The 16,213-nt window shown below is 72.9% G+C and carries 14 protein-coding genes; 13 read left to right on the top strand and 1 reads right to left on the bottom strand.

Features of this window, described 5'->3' with window-relative positions:
- The first annotated feature begins 13 nt into the window (after positions 1-13).
- The 12 genes from ACIPAE_RS12995 (at position 14) to ACIPAE_RS12940 (ending at position 13,175) form a co-directional block, all read left to right on the top strand.
- Positions 14-1,471 carry a 3-isopropylmalate dehydratase large subunit gene (locus ACIPAE_RS12995; protein ID WP_402444905.1) on the top strand — a complete coding sequence of 486 codons (1,458 nt, stop codon included), beginning with the start codon at positions 14-16 and terminating at the stop codon, positions 1,469-1,471.
- A 613-nt stretch (positions 1,472-2,084) separates the two neighbouring features.
- Complete coding sequence (locus ACIPAE_RS12990; RefSeq protein ID WP_402444903.1) at positions 2,085-2,708, top strand: 3-isopropylmalate dehydratase small subunit 2; 624 nt, start codon at positions 2,085-2,087, stop codon at positions 2,706-2,708.
- A complete protein-coding gene (locus ACIPAE_RS12985) occupies positions 2,695-3,690 on the top strand; it encodes an NAD(P)-dependent oxidoreductase (RefSeq protein WP_402444901.1) in 996 nt (331 codons plus the stop codon). The genes ACIPAE_RS12990 and ACIPAE_RS12985 overlap by 14 nt, the downstream gene beginning before the upstream one ends.
- A gap of 36 nt (positions 3,691-3,726) precedes the next feature.
- Entirely contained in the window at positions 3,727-4,791 is a 1,065-nt protein-coding gene (locus ACIPAE_RS12980) for a 2-hydroxyacid dehydrogenase (RefSeq protein WP_366410771.1), read from the top strand.
- A gap of 94 nt (positions 4,792-4,885) precedes the next feature.
- The gene (locus ACIPAE_RS12975) at positions 4,886-6,370 is read left to right on the top strand and encodes an FAD-dependent oxidoreductase (protein WP_402444899.1); all 1,485 of its coding nucleotides are present in this window, start codon (positions 4,886-4,888) and stop codon (positions 6,368-6,370) included.
- Between the two features lie 146 nt (positions 6,371-6,516).
- Positions 6,517-8,217 (top strand): GH3 auxin-responsive promoter family protein, encoded by a 1,701-nt coding sequence (locus ACIPAE_RS12970; protein WP_329363052.1) that lies wholly within the window; start codon positions 6,517-6,519, stop codon positions 8,215-8,217.
- 71 nt (positions 8,218-8,288) lie between these two features.
- On the top strand, positions 8,289-9,176 hold the full coding sequence (locus tag ACIPAE_RS12965; RefSeq protein ID WP_366410769.1) for an alpha/beta fold hydrolase: 888 nt from the start codon (positions 8,289-8,291) through the stop codon (positions 9,174-9,176).
- Positions 9,173-10,357, top strand: a complete 1,185-nt coding sequence (locus tag ACIPAE_RS12960; protein WP_329363048.1) for an enolase C-terminal domain-like protein — start codon at positions 9,173-9,175, stop codon at positions 10,355-10,357. Before ACIPAE_RS12965 ends, ACIPAE_RS12960 begins: the two co-directional genes overlap by 4 nt.
- Positions 10,354-11,106, top strand: coding sequence for an SDR family NAD(P)-dependent oxidoreductase (locus tag ACIPAE_RS12955; protein WP_402444896.1), 753 nt, complete (start codon positions 10,354-10,356; stop codon positions 11,104-11,106). The genes ACIPAE_RS12960 and ACIPAE_RS12955 overlap by 4 nt, the downstream gene beginning before the upstream one ends.
- A gap of 48 nt (positions 11,107-11,154) precedes the next feature.
- Positions 11,155-11,448 carry a YciI family protein gene (locus ACIPAE_RS12950; RefSeq protein WP_329363044.1) on the top strand — a complete coding sequence of 98 codons (294 nt, stop codon included), beginning with the start codon at positions 11,155-11,157 and terminating at the stop codon, positions 11,446-11,448.
- On the top strand, positions 11,448-12,221 hold the full coding sequence (locus ACIPAE_RS12945) for a fumarylacetoacetate hydrolase family protein (RefSeq protein WP_402444893.1): 774 nt from the start codon (positions 11,448-11,450) through the stop codon (positions 12,219-12,221). The genes ACIPAE_RS12950 and ACIPAE_RS12945 overlap by 1 nt, the downstream gene beginning before the upstream one ends.
- Before the next feature lie 213 nt (positions 12,222-12,434).
- Positions 12,435-13,175, top strand: coding sequence for an IclR family transcriptional regulator (locus ACIPAE_RS12940; protein WP_329363040.1), 741 nt, complete (start codon positions 12,435-12,437; stop codon positions 13,173-13,175).
- A 57-nt stretch (positions 13,176-13,232) separates the two neighbouring features.
- Here ACIPAE_RS12940 and ACIPAE_RS12935 read toward each other — a convergent pair whose 3' ends face one another.
- A complete protein-coding gene (locus ACIPAE_RS12935) occupies positions 13,233-13,952 on the bottom strand; it encodes a methyltransferase domain-containing protein (RefSeq protein ID WP_366410765.1) in 720 nt (239 codons plus the stop codon).
- A gap of 239 nt (positions 13,953-14,191) precedes the next feature.
- Here ACIPAE_RS12935 and ACIPAE_RS12930 point away from each other — a divergent pair, with 239 nt between their 5' ends.
- A complete protein-coding gene (locus ACIPAE_RS12930) occupies positions 14,192-16,045 on the top strand; it encodes an FAD/NAD(P)-binding protein (protein ID WP_402444892.1) in 1,854 nt (617 codons plus the stop codon).
- The last annotated feature ends 168 nt before the right edge of the window (positions 16,046-16,213 follow it).

Below are 16,213 nucleotides of genomic sequence, written 5' to 3'. Positions count from 1 at the left end.
GAGAAGAACGACCATGACCTCGACTCTGTACGACAAGGTCTTCGACCTGCATGTGGTGCGTGAACTGGGTGAGGACCAGTACCAGCTGTTCATCGGCCTGCACCTGATCCACGAGGCCACCAGCCCGCAGGCGTTCTCGATGCTGGCCGAGCGCGGGATGAAGGTGGCCTACCCGGAGCGGAACGTGGCCACCGTCGACCACGTCATCCCCACCGACGACGTCGCCCGCCCCTTCGCCGACCCGCTGAGCGAGGCGATGATCAGCGCGCTGGAGGCGAACACCTCCTCCGCCGGGCTGCGCTTCCTGTCGCCCGAGCGCCGGGAGAACGGCATCGTGCACGTCGTCGGCCCCGAACGCGGTCTGACGCAGCCCGGGTTGACGATCGTGTGCGGTGACTCGCACACCGCCACACACGGTGCCTTCGGCGCCCTGGCCTTCGGTATCGGCACCTCGCAGGTGCGCGACGTGCTCGGCACCCAGACCGTGGTCACCAAGCGGCTCAAGGTGCGGCGCATCGAGATCACCGGCGCGCTGGCCCCCGGCATCACCGCCAAGGACGTCATCCTCCACGTCATCCACCACCTCGGCTCCAAGGCCGGCGTCGGCTACGCGTACGAGTTCGGCGGCCCGGTGGTCGACGCCATGTCCATGGACGAGCGCATGACCGTGTGCAACATGGTGGTGGAGGGCGGCGCGCTCGTCGGCTACTGCAACCCCGACGAGACGACCTTCGCCTACCTCGACGGCCGGCCCAGCGCGCCGCAGGGCGAGGACTGGGACCGCGCCGTCGCCTGGTGGCGCTCGCTGCGGTCGGACGACGACGCCGTGTACGACGACAAGGTCGTCTTCGACGGCTCCGCCATCGGCCACATGATCACCTGGGGCGTCAACCTCGCGCAGTCGGTCCCGGTCGACGGACTGGTGCCGGAGCGGGCCTCCGGCGACGAGGAGGCGGCCCTGGCGGACGCCCGCGCGTTCATGGGGGTCGAACCGGGCCAACCGGTCGCCGGCATCCGCATCGACGTGGCCTTCCTCGGCTCCTGCACGAACGGGCGGCTGTCGGACTTCGAGGCGGTGGCCGAGGAGTTGGTGCGCACCGGCGCCAAGGTGGCCGAGGGGGTACGGGCCCTCGCCGTCCCCGGCTCCCACGAGGTGCGGGCCCAGATGGTGGAGCGAGGGCTGGACGTGGTGTTCGAACGGGCCGGCTTCGAGTTCCGGCAGCCGGGCTGCTCCATGTGCATCGCGATGAACCAGGACCGGCTCGCGGACGGGGAGACGGCGGCCTCGTCCTCCAACCGGAACTTCAAGGGGCGGCAGGGGGCGGCGACCGGCCGGACCCTGATCATGTCGCCGCTGGCGGTCGCCGCGGCAGCGGTGCGCGGCGCGGTCGCCGACCCGCGCGAGGTGTTCGGCCTCGCCGACGGGTCTCGACTGGTCCCGGCCGGTCCCGACTCAGCTCGACCGGTCTGACCGGTCTGACCGAATCCGGCCGACCGGCCGCCGGAGCGATCCAACCGGCCGGCTGGGGCGTTCAACCGGCCGGCCAGAGAATGCGACCGGCCCCGACCGGGCCCGACCGGCCCGACCGGCCTGCGTGACCCCCGCACGGCCCGCGTGACCTGCACAGCTCGCACGGCTCGCACGGCCCGCATGACCCGCACGGCCTGCGTGACCCGCACGGCCTGCGTGACCTGCACAGCTCGCACGGCCCGCGTGACCCCCGCACAGCTCGCACGGCTCGCGTAGCCCAACCGGCCCGCGTGACCCGCACGGCCTGCACGGCTCGCACAGCTCGCACGGCTCGCGTAGCCCGACCGGCCTGCGTGACCCATACGGCTTGCACGGCTCGCGTGACCCGCACGGCGTGCACGGCCTGCGTGACCTGCACAGCTCGCGTAGCCCGACCGGCCCGCGGGACCCGCACGGCCCGCGTGACCCGCACAGCCTGCACGGCCTGCGTGACCTGCACAGCTCGCGTAGCCCGACCGGCTCGCGTGACTCGCACGGCCCCGCCGGGCCGACGCATCGGGCTCCCGCGCCGCGTGACCCGCCCGCCACACCGAAAATCCGAGAAAGGCACTCCATGGCGATCCCCGTTCAACCCCTGGTCTCCGTGCGCGGCACAGCCATCGCGCTGCACGGCGACGACATCGACACCGACCGGATCATCCCCGCCAGGTACCTGAAGTCGCTCACCTTTGACGCGCTCGGCGACCACGTCTTCGAGGGCGACCGCCGCATCGCCACCGCGGCGGGCCGGGCGCACCCGTTCGACGCGCCCGAGCACGCCACCGCGTCCGTCCTGCTGACCGCGGAGAACTTCGGCTGCGGCTCCTCGCGCGAGCACGCCCCGCAGGCGCTCCACCGCTGGGGCATCCGGGCGATCGCCGGAGTGAGCTTCGGCGAGATCTTCAGCGGCAACTCGGCGACCATCGGCCTGCCGTGCGTGCTGCTGACGCCCGTCGACGCCGCCGCGGCGCGGGCCGCAGTGGACGCGGACCCGGCCCTCGAAGTCGTCGTCGACCTGGAGCGGAGCGAGTTGCGGGCCGGCTCCCTGCGCTGGCCGGTGACCATCAACGAGTCGCAGCGCCGGCGCTTCGTGGCCGGGAACTGGGACACCCTGACCACCCTGTCAGAAGCCGGCGCAGCCATCTCCGAGGTTGCCCAGCGCCTTCCGTACCTGCACAACTGGCATGTCGCGGCCTGAGCGCACAGCGGCCGGGCCGACGAGGGCGGGCGCGGCGGCGGGCACGCTCGTCATGCCCGCCTGCCACGGCTACCCCGGCCTCGCCGACCTGGTGCGGCGCTCCCACCCCGACGCGGGCCTGCGGATCGAGGTGCACCCGGACGCGCCCGGGTCACCCGCGGCGTGGGCGGACCGTATCCGCGGCGCCGACAGCGTCCTGCACTTCTTCGACTCGGGCGCAGTGGACACCGAGGCGCTGGTGGCCGAGCGGCCCCGCCGGGTCGTGATCGCCGGGCCGGCCGCCGGCGTGGTGGACACGGCGGCGATGCGCGCGGCCGGCGTCGAGGTCTACGACACGCCGGGCCTGGCGGCCGATACGGTCGCCGAGTTCACGCTCACCGTGATGCTCGCGCTGGCCCACCGCCTGCCGTCGGCGGTCGGTGCGCCGGGCGACTGGCGCTCCGTGGCCGGCCGGGATCTGGCCGGGCGCACCCTCGGCATCGTCGGCTGGGGCCGGATCGGCGCCCGGCTGGCCCGGCTGGCCCAGGCCATCGGCATGGACGTGGCGGCGTGGTCGCCGTCGCTGGGGGAGGAGGCCGCGCGCGCCGCCGGCGTCCGGCGCCGCGAACTCGACACGCTGCTGGCCGAGTCGGAGGTCGTCAGCCTGCACCTGCGGGCGGTGCCCGAGACCCGCGGCATTCTCGACGCGCGCAGGCTGGCGCTGCTGCGGCCCGAGGCACTGCTGGTGAACACCGCCCGCGCCGCCCTGCTGGACATGGCAGAACTGCGCCGCCGGCTGCGGGCGGACCTGCTGGGCGGTGCGGCCCTGGACGTCCTGGACGTGGAACCGCTGCCGGCGCGGGACCCGTTGGCCGCGCACCCGCGGGTGCTGGTCACGCCGCACATGGCCTGGATGACCGACGACGCGGTCGGGCGTTTCCTGGCCGCGGCCGCGGCGTTCGGCATGGACAACGACAACCGGTCGGTCCGGCGGGTCACATGAAGGGGCCGGGCCGCCGCACCACCACGGGGAGGGACGATGACCACCACGCCGCGGGTTCCGGAGATATTCGTCGGCGACGACCACGTGCTCGGTGACGTACTCGCGCAGGTGGCGGAGCACTTCGAGCGGGCGGGGGTACGGGTCGTTCGAGGGCCCGCGGAGCCCGCGCCGGCCAGGACCGACTACCCGCCGCACCAGTGGCCGCGCTACTTCGCCCGGGCGGCCGTGGCCGTGATCAGCTCGCGGACGCTGATCGGACCGGAGTTGATGGGCTGGGCGGAGAACCTGCGGGGCGTGGTCTTCGCCTCCAGCAGCACCGCGTCCTGCGACCTGAACGCGGCCACCGCCCACGGCGTCCTGGTCGCCAACGGGGCCACCCCGCAGAACATGGAGAGCATGGCCGAGTCCACGGTCATGCTGATGTCCGCCCTCATGCTCGAACTCCCCGCCAAACAAGCCCAGTTGGCGCGCTCTTTGGCCAGGCCCGCACCTTACGAGCAGACCGGCCGGATGCTGGCCGGCTCCACGGTCGGCCTGCTGGGCTACGGGCGGATCGCCCGCGAGGTGGTCGCCCGGCTGCGCGGCTGGCGGGTCGGCCGGATACTGGTCGCCACCCGGCGTCCCGAGCACTACGCGGGCACCGAGGACGCCGCGGACGTCGAGTTCACCGACGTCGACACCCTGCTGGGCCGGAGCGACGTGGTCAGCCTCCACCTGCCGCTGACCGCCACCACCCGGGGCCTGATCGGCGCCGACGAGCTCGCCCGGATGAAGCCCGGCGCGGTCCTGCTCAACACCGCGCGCGGCGGGCTGGTCGACGAGGCGGCGCTCGCCCGCGCCCTCACCTCCGGCCGGCTGCGCGGCGCGGCGATCGACACCTTCGCGGTGGAACCGGTGCCCGCGGACCACCCGCTGCGCCGGCTCGACAACGTCATCCTCACCGAGCACATCGTGGGGCACACCCGAGAACTCTTCGACTCGCTGGCCCCCACCGCGATCCGCAACGTCACCGCCCTGCTCGACGGGCGGCCGCCGCAGTACCTGGCCAACCCGGGCGTCCTGCGGAGACCTTCGCGCATCGGGCAGCCCTCGCACGCCTGACCGCGGACCGCCGGACCGCCGGATCGGCGAATCAGCGGATCGGTCGAGCGCACGCAATCGCATCGCACCAGACTCACCAGTCAGGAGAGCACACATGCGGATGGCAGAGCAGCAGTCCTTCGACGTGGAGACCGACGTCGTCGTCATCGGTTACGGCTACGCGGGAGCCGCCACCGCCATCACCGCCCACGACGCCGGGGCCGAGGTGGTGATCCTGGAGAAGATGGCCCAGCCCGGCGGCAACTCCCGTGTCAGCGGCGGCAACTGCGTGATCCCCCGGGACAGCGACGAGGCCGTGCGGGGCTTCACCGACTACCTCGACCGGCTCTGCTTCGGGACGACCCCGCGCCCGGTGCTCGAAGCGCTGGTCACCGAGGCGCGCTCGCTGGTCAAATGGGCCGCCGACCTCGGCGGCGACCTGCACATCCCCGAGCAGCTCATCGTCTCCGGCACCTACCCGCGCACCATCAAGGGCCCCGGCTTCCCCAAGGTGCCCGGCGGCAGCGGGAACTTCGACAAGTACTGCATCCGCGGCGACGCCGACGTCCCGCCGTCGCTGCGGCTGTGGAACCTGCTGTCCCGCAACGTGGCCGAGCGGTCGGTCCAGGTCCGGCTGGGCACCGCGGCGCGCGACCTGCTCACCGACGCGTCGGGCGGGGTGGTCGGCGTCGTGGCGACGGCCGGCGGCCGGCAGATCACGATCGGGGCCCGCAAGGGCGTCGTGCTGACCTGCGGCGGCTTCGAGAACGACCCGGAACTGAAATGGGACTACGCGCCGCCCAAGCCGCTGAAGTTCGCCGGGAACCCCGGCAACACCGGGGACGGTATACGTATGGCGCAACGCGTCGGCGCCGACCTGTGGCACATGACCCGCACCTCCACCATCGTCGGTTTTCAGGCACCGGAGTTCGAGGCGGCGTTCGGCATCTTCTTCCCGTCCGACGGATTTATCTACACCGACCGGGCCGGGAACCGCTACGTCGACGAGACCGGAATCGAGCTGCACGAGTTCTACCGGGTGTTCTCCCACTTCGACGCCGAGAACGTGGAGTTCCCGCGGATACCGAGCTGGGCGATTTTCAACGAGCAGACCCGGCTGGCCGGGCCGCTCACCTGGAACACGAGCGGCTACAACCGCGACCTGTACCGCTGGAGCCCCGACAACACGGCGGAGGTCGAGCGCGGCTGGATCGTCGAGGCCGGCTCGGTGGAGGAGTTGGCCGAACGGCTCGACATGGACGCGTCCGTGGTCACCGCCACTCTCACCCGCTACAACGCGGCCTGTGCCGACGGGCAGGACACCGAGTTCGGCCGCTCGGCGGCCACCCTGAAGCCGCTGGCGCCCCCGTTCTACGCGATCCCGCTGCACCCGGTGGTCCTCAACACCCAGGGCGGCGCCAGGCGGGACGAGCAGGGGCGGGTCATCGGCACCGACGGGAACCCGATTCCGCGGCTGTTCTCGGCCGGAGAATTCGGCTCGGTGTGGGGATACCTTTACCAGGGGGCGAGCAACATCACCGAATGCCTGGTTTTCGGCCGCATCGCCGGCGCCAATGCGGCGTCCACGGTGAACGTCTGAAGGCCGCCGCGAGCGCTCGGTTGCGGGCACGTTAAAACCGCAACAACGCCTGACGGTTTCCCTTTTCGTTCGCACGGATTTGCGACATGATTGAAGCCGGAGAAATGAGATCCATTTCTCCGGCTTCATCATCCGAGGGAAGTAGAATGAATCTTCATACATCCTCTCCCGCGCTGCCGAAACTCCATGGCGGCGGCGACTTCTTCGCCCGCACGCAAAGCGCGCTCAGCTGGCAGCGAGCGCTGTGCCTCAACCCCGGGCAGGTGGCGGACGACGTACTCCAGGACCTGCTCGACCAGGCCAGGAGCACCGCTTTCGGCCGCCAGCACCACCTGGGCTCCGTCGCCACCTCCGCGCAGTGGAAGCGGGCCCTGCCGATCCGCAACTACGAGGGCTTCCGCCCCTACGTGGAACGCCAGTTGGCGGGCGAGCCGCAGGTCCTCACCCGCAGCGCGCCCTACGCCTTCCTCAAGACGTCCGGCTCCTCCGGGCTGCCCAAGTACGTTCCCAGCACCCGGCACTGGCGCGACCACTACCGCGGCCGCGGCCTCTATGCCCAGTGGGGGCTCTACTTCGAGAAGGTCGGCCGGCCGCGCCCGTTCAGCTCCGGCCTGCTCGACCTGTCCTGGGAGCGCGCTCCCGTCGCCGTCGAGCACCAGGGCTTCCCCGTCTACAGCATCTCCCGCCGGCCCGGCGCGGTCGGAGCCGAGGACTGGGTGCCGCCGTGGTACGACACCCCCTGGTTCACCGGTGACGACGACGAGGAGTACGGCGACAGCCTCTACCGCAAGCTGCGGCTGCTGGTGGGCGGCGACGTCCGGCTGCTGGTCACCCTCAACCCCTCCAAGATCGTCGGCCTGGCCGAGCAACTCGCCGCGCGCGGAACGGAACTCGTCCGGGACGTGCACGAGGGCACCGTGGCCGGACGCCCCTTCCAGGGCGCGTCCGCCGATCCCGAACTCGCCCGGCGCATCCAGCTGATGCTCGACCGCGGCGACGCGGGCCTGCGCCTCACCGACCTGTGGCCCAACCTCTCCCTGGTGGTGTGCTGGAACTCCGCCTCCGCCGGCCTGTACCGGGACTGGCTGGAGAACGTCACGCCCGGCATCCCGAAGCTGCCCTTCAGCACGACGGGCACCGAGGGCATCGTCACCCTCCCCGTCGACGACCACCCGTCGGCCGGCCCGCTCGCCGTCGACCAGGGGTGGTACGAGTTCGCCCCGTACGAGGACGGCGACGACGGCGGCCCGCTCGCGTCCGACGCCGAGACCCTGGACTTCCACGAGGTGGAGGTCGGCCGCTCCTACCGCCTGGTGATGAGCCAGGCCAACGGCCTCTACCGGTACGACATCGGGGACGTCTACAAGGTCGTCGGCAAGGTGGGCGCCGTGCCCCGGCTGGAGTTCTCCGGCCGGGCCGGCTTCGCCAGCTCGTTCACCGGCGAGAAGCTCACCGAGACCCACATCCACGACGCCCTGCGGCTGGCCTTCGCCCCCGCCTGGGGCGCGCTGCCCCTGTTCACCTGCATCCCCTCGTGGGGGACCCCGCCCGGATACGTCATCGCCGTGGAGTGGCCCGAGGGCCTGGGCGCTGTCGCCGAGGCCGAGCTCGCCGTCGGCGCCGAGCGCGCGCTGCAACGGCTCAACTCCGAGTACGCGGAGAAGCGCCGTACCGACCGGCTCACCCCGCTGCGGGTCCTGCCGCTCGTCGCCGGAAGCTTCGGCCTGATCGCCGAGGAGCAGCGCCGGCGCGGAGCCGCGGCCATGCAGATCAAGCACCACTGGATACAGCGCAACGACGCGCTGCTGGACATCGTCACCGAGATGGGCCTGACCGTCCGCCGGTGACCACCGCGCCGGGCCACCGGCCGCGGCACCCCAGCCCTTCTGCCATGAGAGGTCATCGCCTCGCCATGCCCATGGACCATGACGCAACGTTACCGGTCGCTCGCAGCACCGAGGAGTTCCCCGCTGCGGACGGCACCCCGCTCAGCCTCCACCGGTGGCTCCCGACCGACCGAGCCCCCGAAGCGGCCCTCTTCTACATCCACGGCCTGCAGAGCCACGCCGGCTGGCTCTTCGAGACCGGCGCCGAACTCGCCGGACGGGGGATCGCGGTCTACGCGCCGGACCGCCGCGGCTCCGGTGCCAGCGGCGGCCTGCGCGGCCACCTCCCCTCCGCCGCGAGCGTGCTGGACGACTACGCGGCGCTGTTCGACGTGGTCCGCGACCGCACGCCCGGGCTGCCGCTGACCGTCGTCGGCCAGAGCTTCGGCGGCAGCCTGCTCGCCGCGCTGCTGTCCACCACGCGCATCACCCCCGACGCCGCCGTGTTCTGCGCGCCTGCCCTCGGCCAGCAGCATGCCCGGCTCGGCAGGGACGGCATGGCGGAGCAGCTGAAGCTGGAGGGGACCTGCCGCACCCCGGTCGCCCTGTCCGACACCGACTACACCGACGACCCGCGCTACCTGGCGGTCATGGCCAACGACCATCTGATGCTCCGTCAGGTCAGCGACCGGTTCCGCTCGGTCATGGCCGAGCTCGAACTCGCCTACACCGCGGCCGGACCCTGGTGCCCGTTCGCGGTACGCGGCCCGGTGTACTTCGCCAGGCCCGAACGGGACGCGATCATCGACCTGGACGTGGCGCGCCGCGAACTCGCCCGCCTCCAGCCGGAGGCGGTCGAGGTGCACTTCGCCGCGGACACCCACTACCTGGAGTTCTCGGCGGTGCGCCGGCAACTGTGGGACTGGCTGGCCGACACGGCGGTGCTCCACACCGTCTGCCGGGAGAGGACCCAGGCGTGATCACCGACCTGGACGTCCGCATCGCACAGGTCCCGCTGCACCGCCCCTTCGCCCACGCCACCCACTCCCACAGCCGCACCCGGTCCGTCCTGCTCCACCTGCGCTGGGACGGTGTCCAGGGCTGGGGCGAGGGCGCACCCCGGCCCTACGTCACCGGCGAGACGCTGGTCAGCGCGCACACCGCGCTGACCGGTCTGGACACCGCGGTGCTGGACGTGCTGCTGTCCGGCCTCGACTTCGGCCCCGCCGTAGCGGTACTGGCCGACCTGGACCTGCCACGGCTGCTGGGCGGCCTGCGACGGGCACCGGCCGCGGCCGCCGCACTGGAGACCGCCCTGCTCGACGCGCTGTGCCGCCGGCACGGACTGCCCATGGAGGCCGTCATCGACGCCTGCCCCGGCGTCGACGGCGCCCTGGCCGAACGCCGGGTGCCCCCGCGGCCGGTCAGCCAGGTGGTGGACCTCAGCCGCTCACCCGCCGAGCAGTTCGGCGCCCTCGGCGCCTCGGCGCGCTCCCACCTCGCCCACGTCAAGCTCAAGGCGCTGGGCGACCCGGAGGAGACCGCCCGGCGGGCGGTCGAGGTGCGCAGGACCCTCGGCGACGAGGTGGGCCTGTCGGTCGACGCGAACGGCGCGTGGGACCCGCAGGACGCGCTCAAGGGTGCCGGCCTGCTGCGTGACCAGGCCCGGCCGGACTGGCTGGAGGAGCCCACCACCCCGCGGGACTGGGCGACGATGCGCCGTATCCAGGAACTCGGCGTCCCGGTCATGCTCGACGAGTCCGCCGTGGACCCGGTGGACGTCGACCTGGCCGCCGCCGCCGGCGCCGCGTCCCTGGTGAACGTGCGCGTCTCCAAATGCGGCGGGCTGCTGCCCGCGCTGCGCACCGCGGCGCGGGCGGCCGACCACGGCATGCGGGTCCAACTCGGCGTCCAGGTGGGCGAGGTGGGGCCGCTGTGGTCGGTCGGCCGGACCCTCGCCGCCCGGCTGTACGACCCGGTGACCGTCGAGGCCGGGCGCCAGGACGAGTGGTTCCCCACCCCGCTGACCGAGCCCGCCTTCGCCATCGACCGCGACCGGGGGCTGGCCCCGCCGGTGGCCGGCCACGGCCACGGCCTCGCCCCGTCCGCGGCCCTCACGCCGTACCTGCGCACCTCTCCGGAGAGGACGGAAGACCTGTGACCGCGACCCCGCGAACCGCCCTGGTCGTCGGAGCCGCGGGCGGCATCTGCGCGGAACTCTCCCGCGCCCTCGCCCGCCGCGGCGACCGGCTGGTGCTCCTCGACAGCGACGGCGCGGCCCTGAAGGAGCTGGCCGGCGAGGTCGCCGAGCTCACGCAGGTCCGCACCCTGAACGTGGACATCACCGACGTGCGCAGCACCGAGGAACAGCTCGCCACCCTCAGCGCCGGCTGGGCTCCGCAGATCCTGGTCAACGGCGTGGGCGGCGACACCCGGGTGGCTCCGGTCACCGACCTCGACGAGGCGTTCCTGACCGAGTCGCTGGCCCGCAACGTCGTCCCGGTGCTCACCGCGATCCGGCTGTGTGTCCCCGCGATGCGGCGGGCCGGCTACGGCCGCGTCGTCAACTTCAGCTCCGCCGGCGGGCGTACGTACAGCCACTTCAGCAACGCCGCGTACGTGGCCGCGAAGGCGGCCGTCGTCGGGCTGACCAAGCAGGTCGCCTACGAACTCGCGCCGTTCCGGGTGACGGTGAACGCCGTCGCGCACGGCCCGATCGCCACCGAGCGGATCGCGACGGCGTGGGAGCGGCGCCCCGCGGCCGAGCGCGAGCAGGTCCTGTCCAAGATCCCGGTGGGGAGGCTCGGCACCGTCGCCGAGGCGGTGGGCAGCGTGCTCTACCTCTGCTCCGAGGAGGCCGGGTACACCACCGGCACCGTCATCGACGTCAACGGCGGACTGCTCATCTGACCGGCTCCCCTCACCAGGGGGGCGACACACCGTGGAAGGAGAGCACCGATGGGAACCTTTGTCGTGGAGCGCACCTACGTGGGGGACCGCGGCGCCCGGGCCGGCTGGGTCCCGCAGCACCGCGCGTACCTGGAGGAACTGATCGAGCGCGGCGTCCTGCTGGCGGCGGGACCGGTGGCCGGTGTCAACGGCGGCCTGCTGGTCTACCGCGCCGCCGACCGGTCCGACCTGGACGACGTCCTGGCGGCCGACCCCTTCACCCAGGCCGGCCTGGTCGCCTCGGTACGGGTGCTGGACTGGAACCCGACGACCGGCATCTGGGCCGCGAAGGGGGTGCACTGATGGAGATCGTGCGCGTGCGCACCGAACGGGGCGCCTCCTACGGGCGGGTGGACCGTGCCTCCGGGACCGTCCACCTGCTGAAGGGGGAGACCTTCGTGGAGATCGTGCGCGATCTCCACGAAGGGGTGGCGGCCGAGTCGGGACAACTGGTCCTGTTCGAGGAGGAACTGCTGCTCGCCCCGGCCGAGCCGGGGAAGATCATCGTCATCGGCCGGAACTACGGCGGCCGCGCCGAGGAGGCCGGCCGCCTCGTGGTCCACCTCAAGCCGCCGACCGCCGTGATCGGGCCCAACGACCCGGTCGTCCTGCCGCGGATCTCCCGCGACACCCGCTTCGAGGGCGAACTCGCCGTCGTCATCGGGCGGGCCTGCCGGGACATCGCCCCTGAGCAGGCCGACGGGGCCGTCTTCGGCTACACCTGCGCCAACGACGTCACGGCGTGGGACGTGGGGAGCGACGGCGGCCAGTGGACCACGGCCAAGGGCTTCGACAGCTTCTGCCCGCTCGGCCCGTCGATCACCACGGACCTCGACCCGCTCCACGCGGAGATCACCACCCGGGTCAACGGCGAAGTCCGGCAGTCGGGTTCGACCGCCGGCCTGGTGCGAAGCGTCCACCAGCTGGTCGCGGACCTCAGCGCCCTGATGACGCTGCTGCCGGGGGACGTTCTGCTCACCGGCACCCCGGAGGGCAGCGCGGCCCTCCACGACGGCGACGTGGTGGAGGTGGGGATCGCCGGAGTCGGAGTGCTCCGCAACCCCGTCTCGGGGTAGGCCGCGCACGGCCGGCGAGCGGCCGCCCCGGGGGGAACCGGTGCCCGGGACCGGGCCACCCGGACCACCCGGGGCGTCCGCACCGGCCACCGGACCTGGCACGACCGCGAAGGCACCCGGTAAAGTGCCTGATAGCGTCCGAGGACTGACAGGCGACGGACGGTCCTCGTGGAGAGCAGATTGACGCAGCGAAGCACAGAGTCAGGGATCGTCATGGTGGACCGTGTCATCGCGGTCCTCGACGCCCTGGCCGGCGGCGGCTCCTCGCCTGCCGAACTCGCCCAGGAGACGGGCATAGCGCGTTCCACGATCTACCGCATCGCCGCCGCCCTCCAGTCGCACGACGTGGTCCAGCGGACCAGCGCCGGGGAGTACCTGCTCGGCACCCGCGTCCTGTCCTGGGGCACCGCGGCCGTCGCCGCCCTGCCGTGGCTGACCACGGTCCGCGACGTGCTGGGCACCCTCCACAAGGAGACCGGCGAGAGCGTGCAGTTCTACGTGCGCGAGGGCCGCGAGCGCCTCTGCGTCGCAGCCGTCGACCGCCCCACCGGGCTGCGGGAGACCGTCGCCGTCGGCGAGCGCCTCGCGCTGAACGCCGGGTCCGGGGCGAAGATCCTGCTCGCCTGGTCCGACGACTGGCAGCAGTTCGGCGACATCGACAAAGCGGAACTCGACCGTATCCGCCTGGAAGGCACCGCCTACAGCATCGCCGAACGCGAAGTCGGCGTCGCCAGTGTCAGCGCGGCCGTGATGACCGGCCCCAAACGGATACTCGGCGCCCTGTCGGTGAGCGGCCCCATGCAGCGGATCGTGCCCAACATCGAGCGGCTGCGCCTCCAGGCCGCCCGCGCCGCCCGCTGCCTCACCGCCTCCTGGGAGGACGGCGACTTCCCGCCGGGGGACCCGCTCGCGCCCGGGACCGAGACCGAGGACGCGCGCGACGAAACCGCCTGACCGCCGGTCAGCGCACCCGCGGCCGGGCCCCGCGCGCCGGCCGGTCCCCGGTCCCGCTCACACCCACCCGGCCACCACCGCAAAGCGGTACCTCTTGTAGAGGCAGTCCACCTGGCTGAATCCCGCTTCCGCCAGCCAGCTCAGGTGCGTGGAGACGGGCGCGGGAAGGTCGTAGGCCATCCGCTGCACGGCCTCGTCGATCTCCCGCGGGCTCGCGCCGAGCGCGACCACCTCGCGGTGCCAGGTCTCCTCGTACAGCGCGTCCAGGGCGGGGGTGCCGCCGGCCACCTGCTCCGCGTTGACGAACACGCCGCCCGGCCTCATCACCTCGCGCACCCGCCGGTAGAGGTCGCGCTGGTCGGGGTGCGGAAGGTGGTGGATGGCCAGGGCGGAGATCACGATGTCGTACGGCCCCTGCGGCAGCGGCGCCCGCAGATCCTGCTCGTAGATCGTCCGTTCCACCGCGTAGAGGTCGAGCATCTGGTCGGCGACGGCCAGCATGGCGGCCGAGGAGTCGACCAGGTCGACGGAGGCGTTCGGCAGCGGGAGGGCCAGTTCCCCGCTGAACAGGCCGGTACCGGCGCCGAGGTCGAGGACCCGCGGCGCGGGGCCGTGCCCGCGCACGGCCACGTCGATCGCCAGGCCGTAGAAGTCGTTGAGGTGGGGGACCAGCCGCGAGCGGGCCTCGTCATAGCGCTTGGCGCCGTCGCCGAAAAGGCGCGAGACCTCCCCCTCCACGGTGCCCCCGAAGTCGTAGTCAACCGGACCGCTGCTCACTATAAAGTGCGAACCGGATTCCCCGTCACCGGACGTGGCCAAAACCCGGGCCCCCGGCCCTCGCGGGGGCGAGGCTCGCTGGAGAGATGACGGGGCGTCAATTATATTGACCAGGGGGCACTTCGCGGCCGGCCTGAGGCCGCCCCCAGGGCTGGGCCCGGAGCTGCGCCCGGCCTGCCGGACACTGCTCCGGCCGAGCACGCTTCCCCATCGGGTGAGGACGTTGCGAAGGAGCCTACGTGACGCGGGTTGAACCGTTCGGCATCGGTTTGGTGGGGGCGGGACCGAGGGGCCTGATCGCTCTGCAACGGCTGTGCTCGGGCCTCGCCGCGTCCGCGTCCGACCGGCCGGTCCACCTCCATGTGATCGACCCGTACGAGCCGGGCGCGGGGCGGGTGTGGCGCGGCGACCAGAGCAGGTCACTGCTGATGAACAGCCCCTGCTCACGCGTGACGGTGTTCGGCGAACCGCCCCTGCCGGGCGAGCGTGCCGCACGGCCCACCGCGGGACCGACGCTGTGGGACTGGGCCCGCGCCGTGGCCGACGGCAGCGTCCCCGCCGACCCCCAGGCGGCGGCGGAGGCCCGTTCGCTGACCCCCGCGGCCTGCACCACCCGCGCCTTCCACGGCAGTTACCTCCGCTGGGCCTTCGACCACGTACGGCGCAGCGCACCCGCACGGGTGCAGATCTTCGACCACCGCGCCACCGCCCGCGCGCTGGACGACGCCCCGAACGGCTGCCAGGCGGTCCGGATCGCCGCGGCCGACGGCCGGGAGCTGACGCTGACCGTGGACGCGGTCGTCCTCGCCCAGGGCCACGTCGACATGCTCCCCGACGCCGGCGAGGACTGGTTCGCCGGCTGGGCCCGGGCCCGGGGCCTGGTCCACGTACCCGCGTCGAATCCGGCCGACGTGAACCTTGACGGCATCGCCGCCGGCGAGCCGGTCCTGATCCGCGGCCTCGGCCTCAACTTCTTCGACTACGTGGCGATGCTGACCACGGGACGCGGCGGCCGCTACGAGCGCGCGGCGAACGGACGGCTGCGCTACCTGGCCTCCGGGCGCGAGCCCGTGCTGTTCGCGGGGTCGGGCCGCGGCGTCCCGCAGCCCTCCCTGCCGGCCTCCGAGCCGCCCTCCGCGCCGGGCGTCGACCTCGCCGCCCGGCTGCGGGAGAGCGCGGGCAGCGGCCCGATCGACTTCCGCCGCCACATCTGGCCGCTGGCCCTGCACGAGATCGGACGGCTGCGCAACGCCTCGGCGGCGCCCGTGCCGGTCGACGGCACATCCGCCTCCCAGCGCGACGTCGACGCGCTGGTCCGGCCGGCCTCGGGGCTGACCTTCCGCAGCCCCGGCGAATACCGTGAGTGGGCCGCCCGGTTGATGCGTACGGACCTGCGGCCCGAGGGCGCGCGCCCCGAAGCGGTCGGCCGCGCGCTGAGCTCGGTGCGGCGGCAGGTCCGCGACCTCGCGCGCGAGGGCCGCATCAGCGGCAGGTCCTTCCGCGACCACGTCCTGGGGACCTTCGCCTCCCTGGACAACGTGGGCGCGGAGGGCCCGCAGAGCGCCCGGCTGGAGGAGCTGTCGGCCCTGATGGACAGCGCTGCCGTCTGCCTGGTCGGCCCGCACATGCTGATCGAGGCCGACGAGGACGCCGGGCGGTTCGCCGCGTACTCACCGGCGGTGAGCGGCAGCCGGGTCGTCGCGCGCTGCCTGATCGAGGCCCACCTGCCGGCGCCCGACATCCGCCGCACCAGCGACCCGCTGCTGCGCCATCTCGCCGCTACCGGCCAGATCCGCCAGCGCTCCCTCCCGGACGGCCGGGGGGACTACGCCACCGGAGCGCTCGACGTCGACACCGCGACGGTGGCGGTCGTCCGTGCCGACGGGACGCCCCACCCGCGGCGCTTCGGCTACGGCCCGCCGACCGAACTCGTGCCCTGGGTCACCTCCCTCGACGTGTCGGGCATTGCCGGGGAGGCGTTCCGGGACGCCGATCGCATCGCCGCGGGGTGCCTGCGCCTCATGGACACGGCCGACCGCTCCCTCGACCCGGTGGCCTGCTCGGCGCGCTACTCCGTTCCGCATTCACCGTGACCAAGAAATCGAACGGCTCGCCGACTCGAAGAGCCGACCGGCCGGCAAAGGCGAGACGGCGCCGATCGGGGCCATCCAGCGGTGGCACGCGCTGTGTTGGATCTCGGATAGAGTCAGGCCCGGGCCTGCGGTGGTGCGTTGAAGGAAATACCAGCGCTCCTCGCGTCT

The sequence above is a fragment of the Streptomyces sp. NPDC087270 genome (assembly GCF_044744625.1).
GTDB lineage: Bacteria > Actinomycetota > Actinomycetes > Streptomycetales > Streptomycetaceae > Actinacidiphila.
This window is presented reverse-complemented; position numbering and strand designations above follow the sequence as displayed.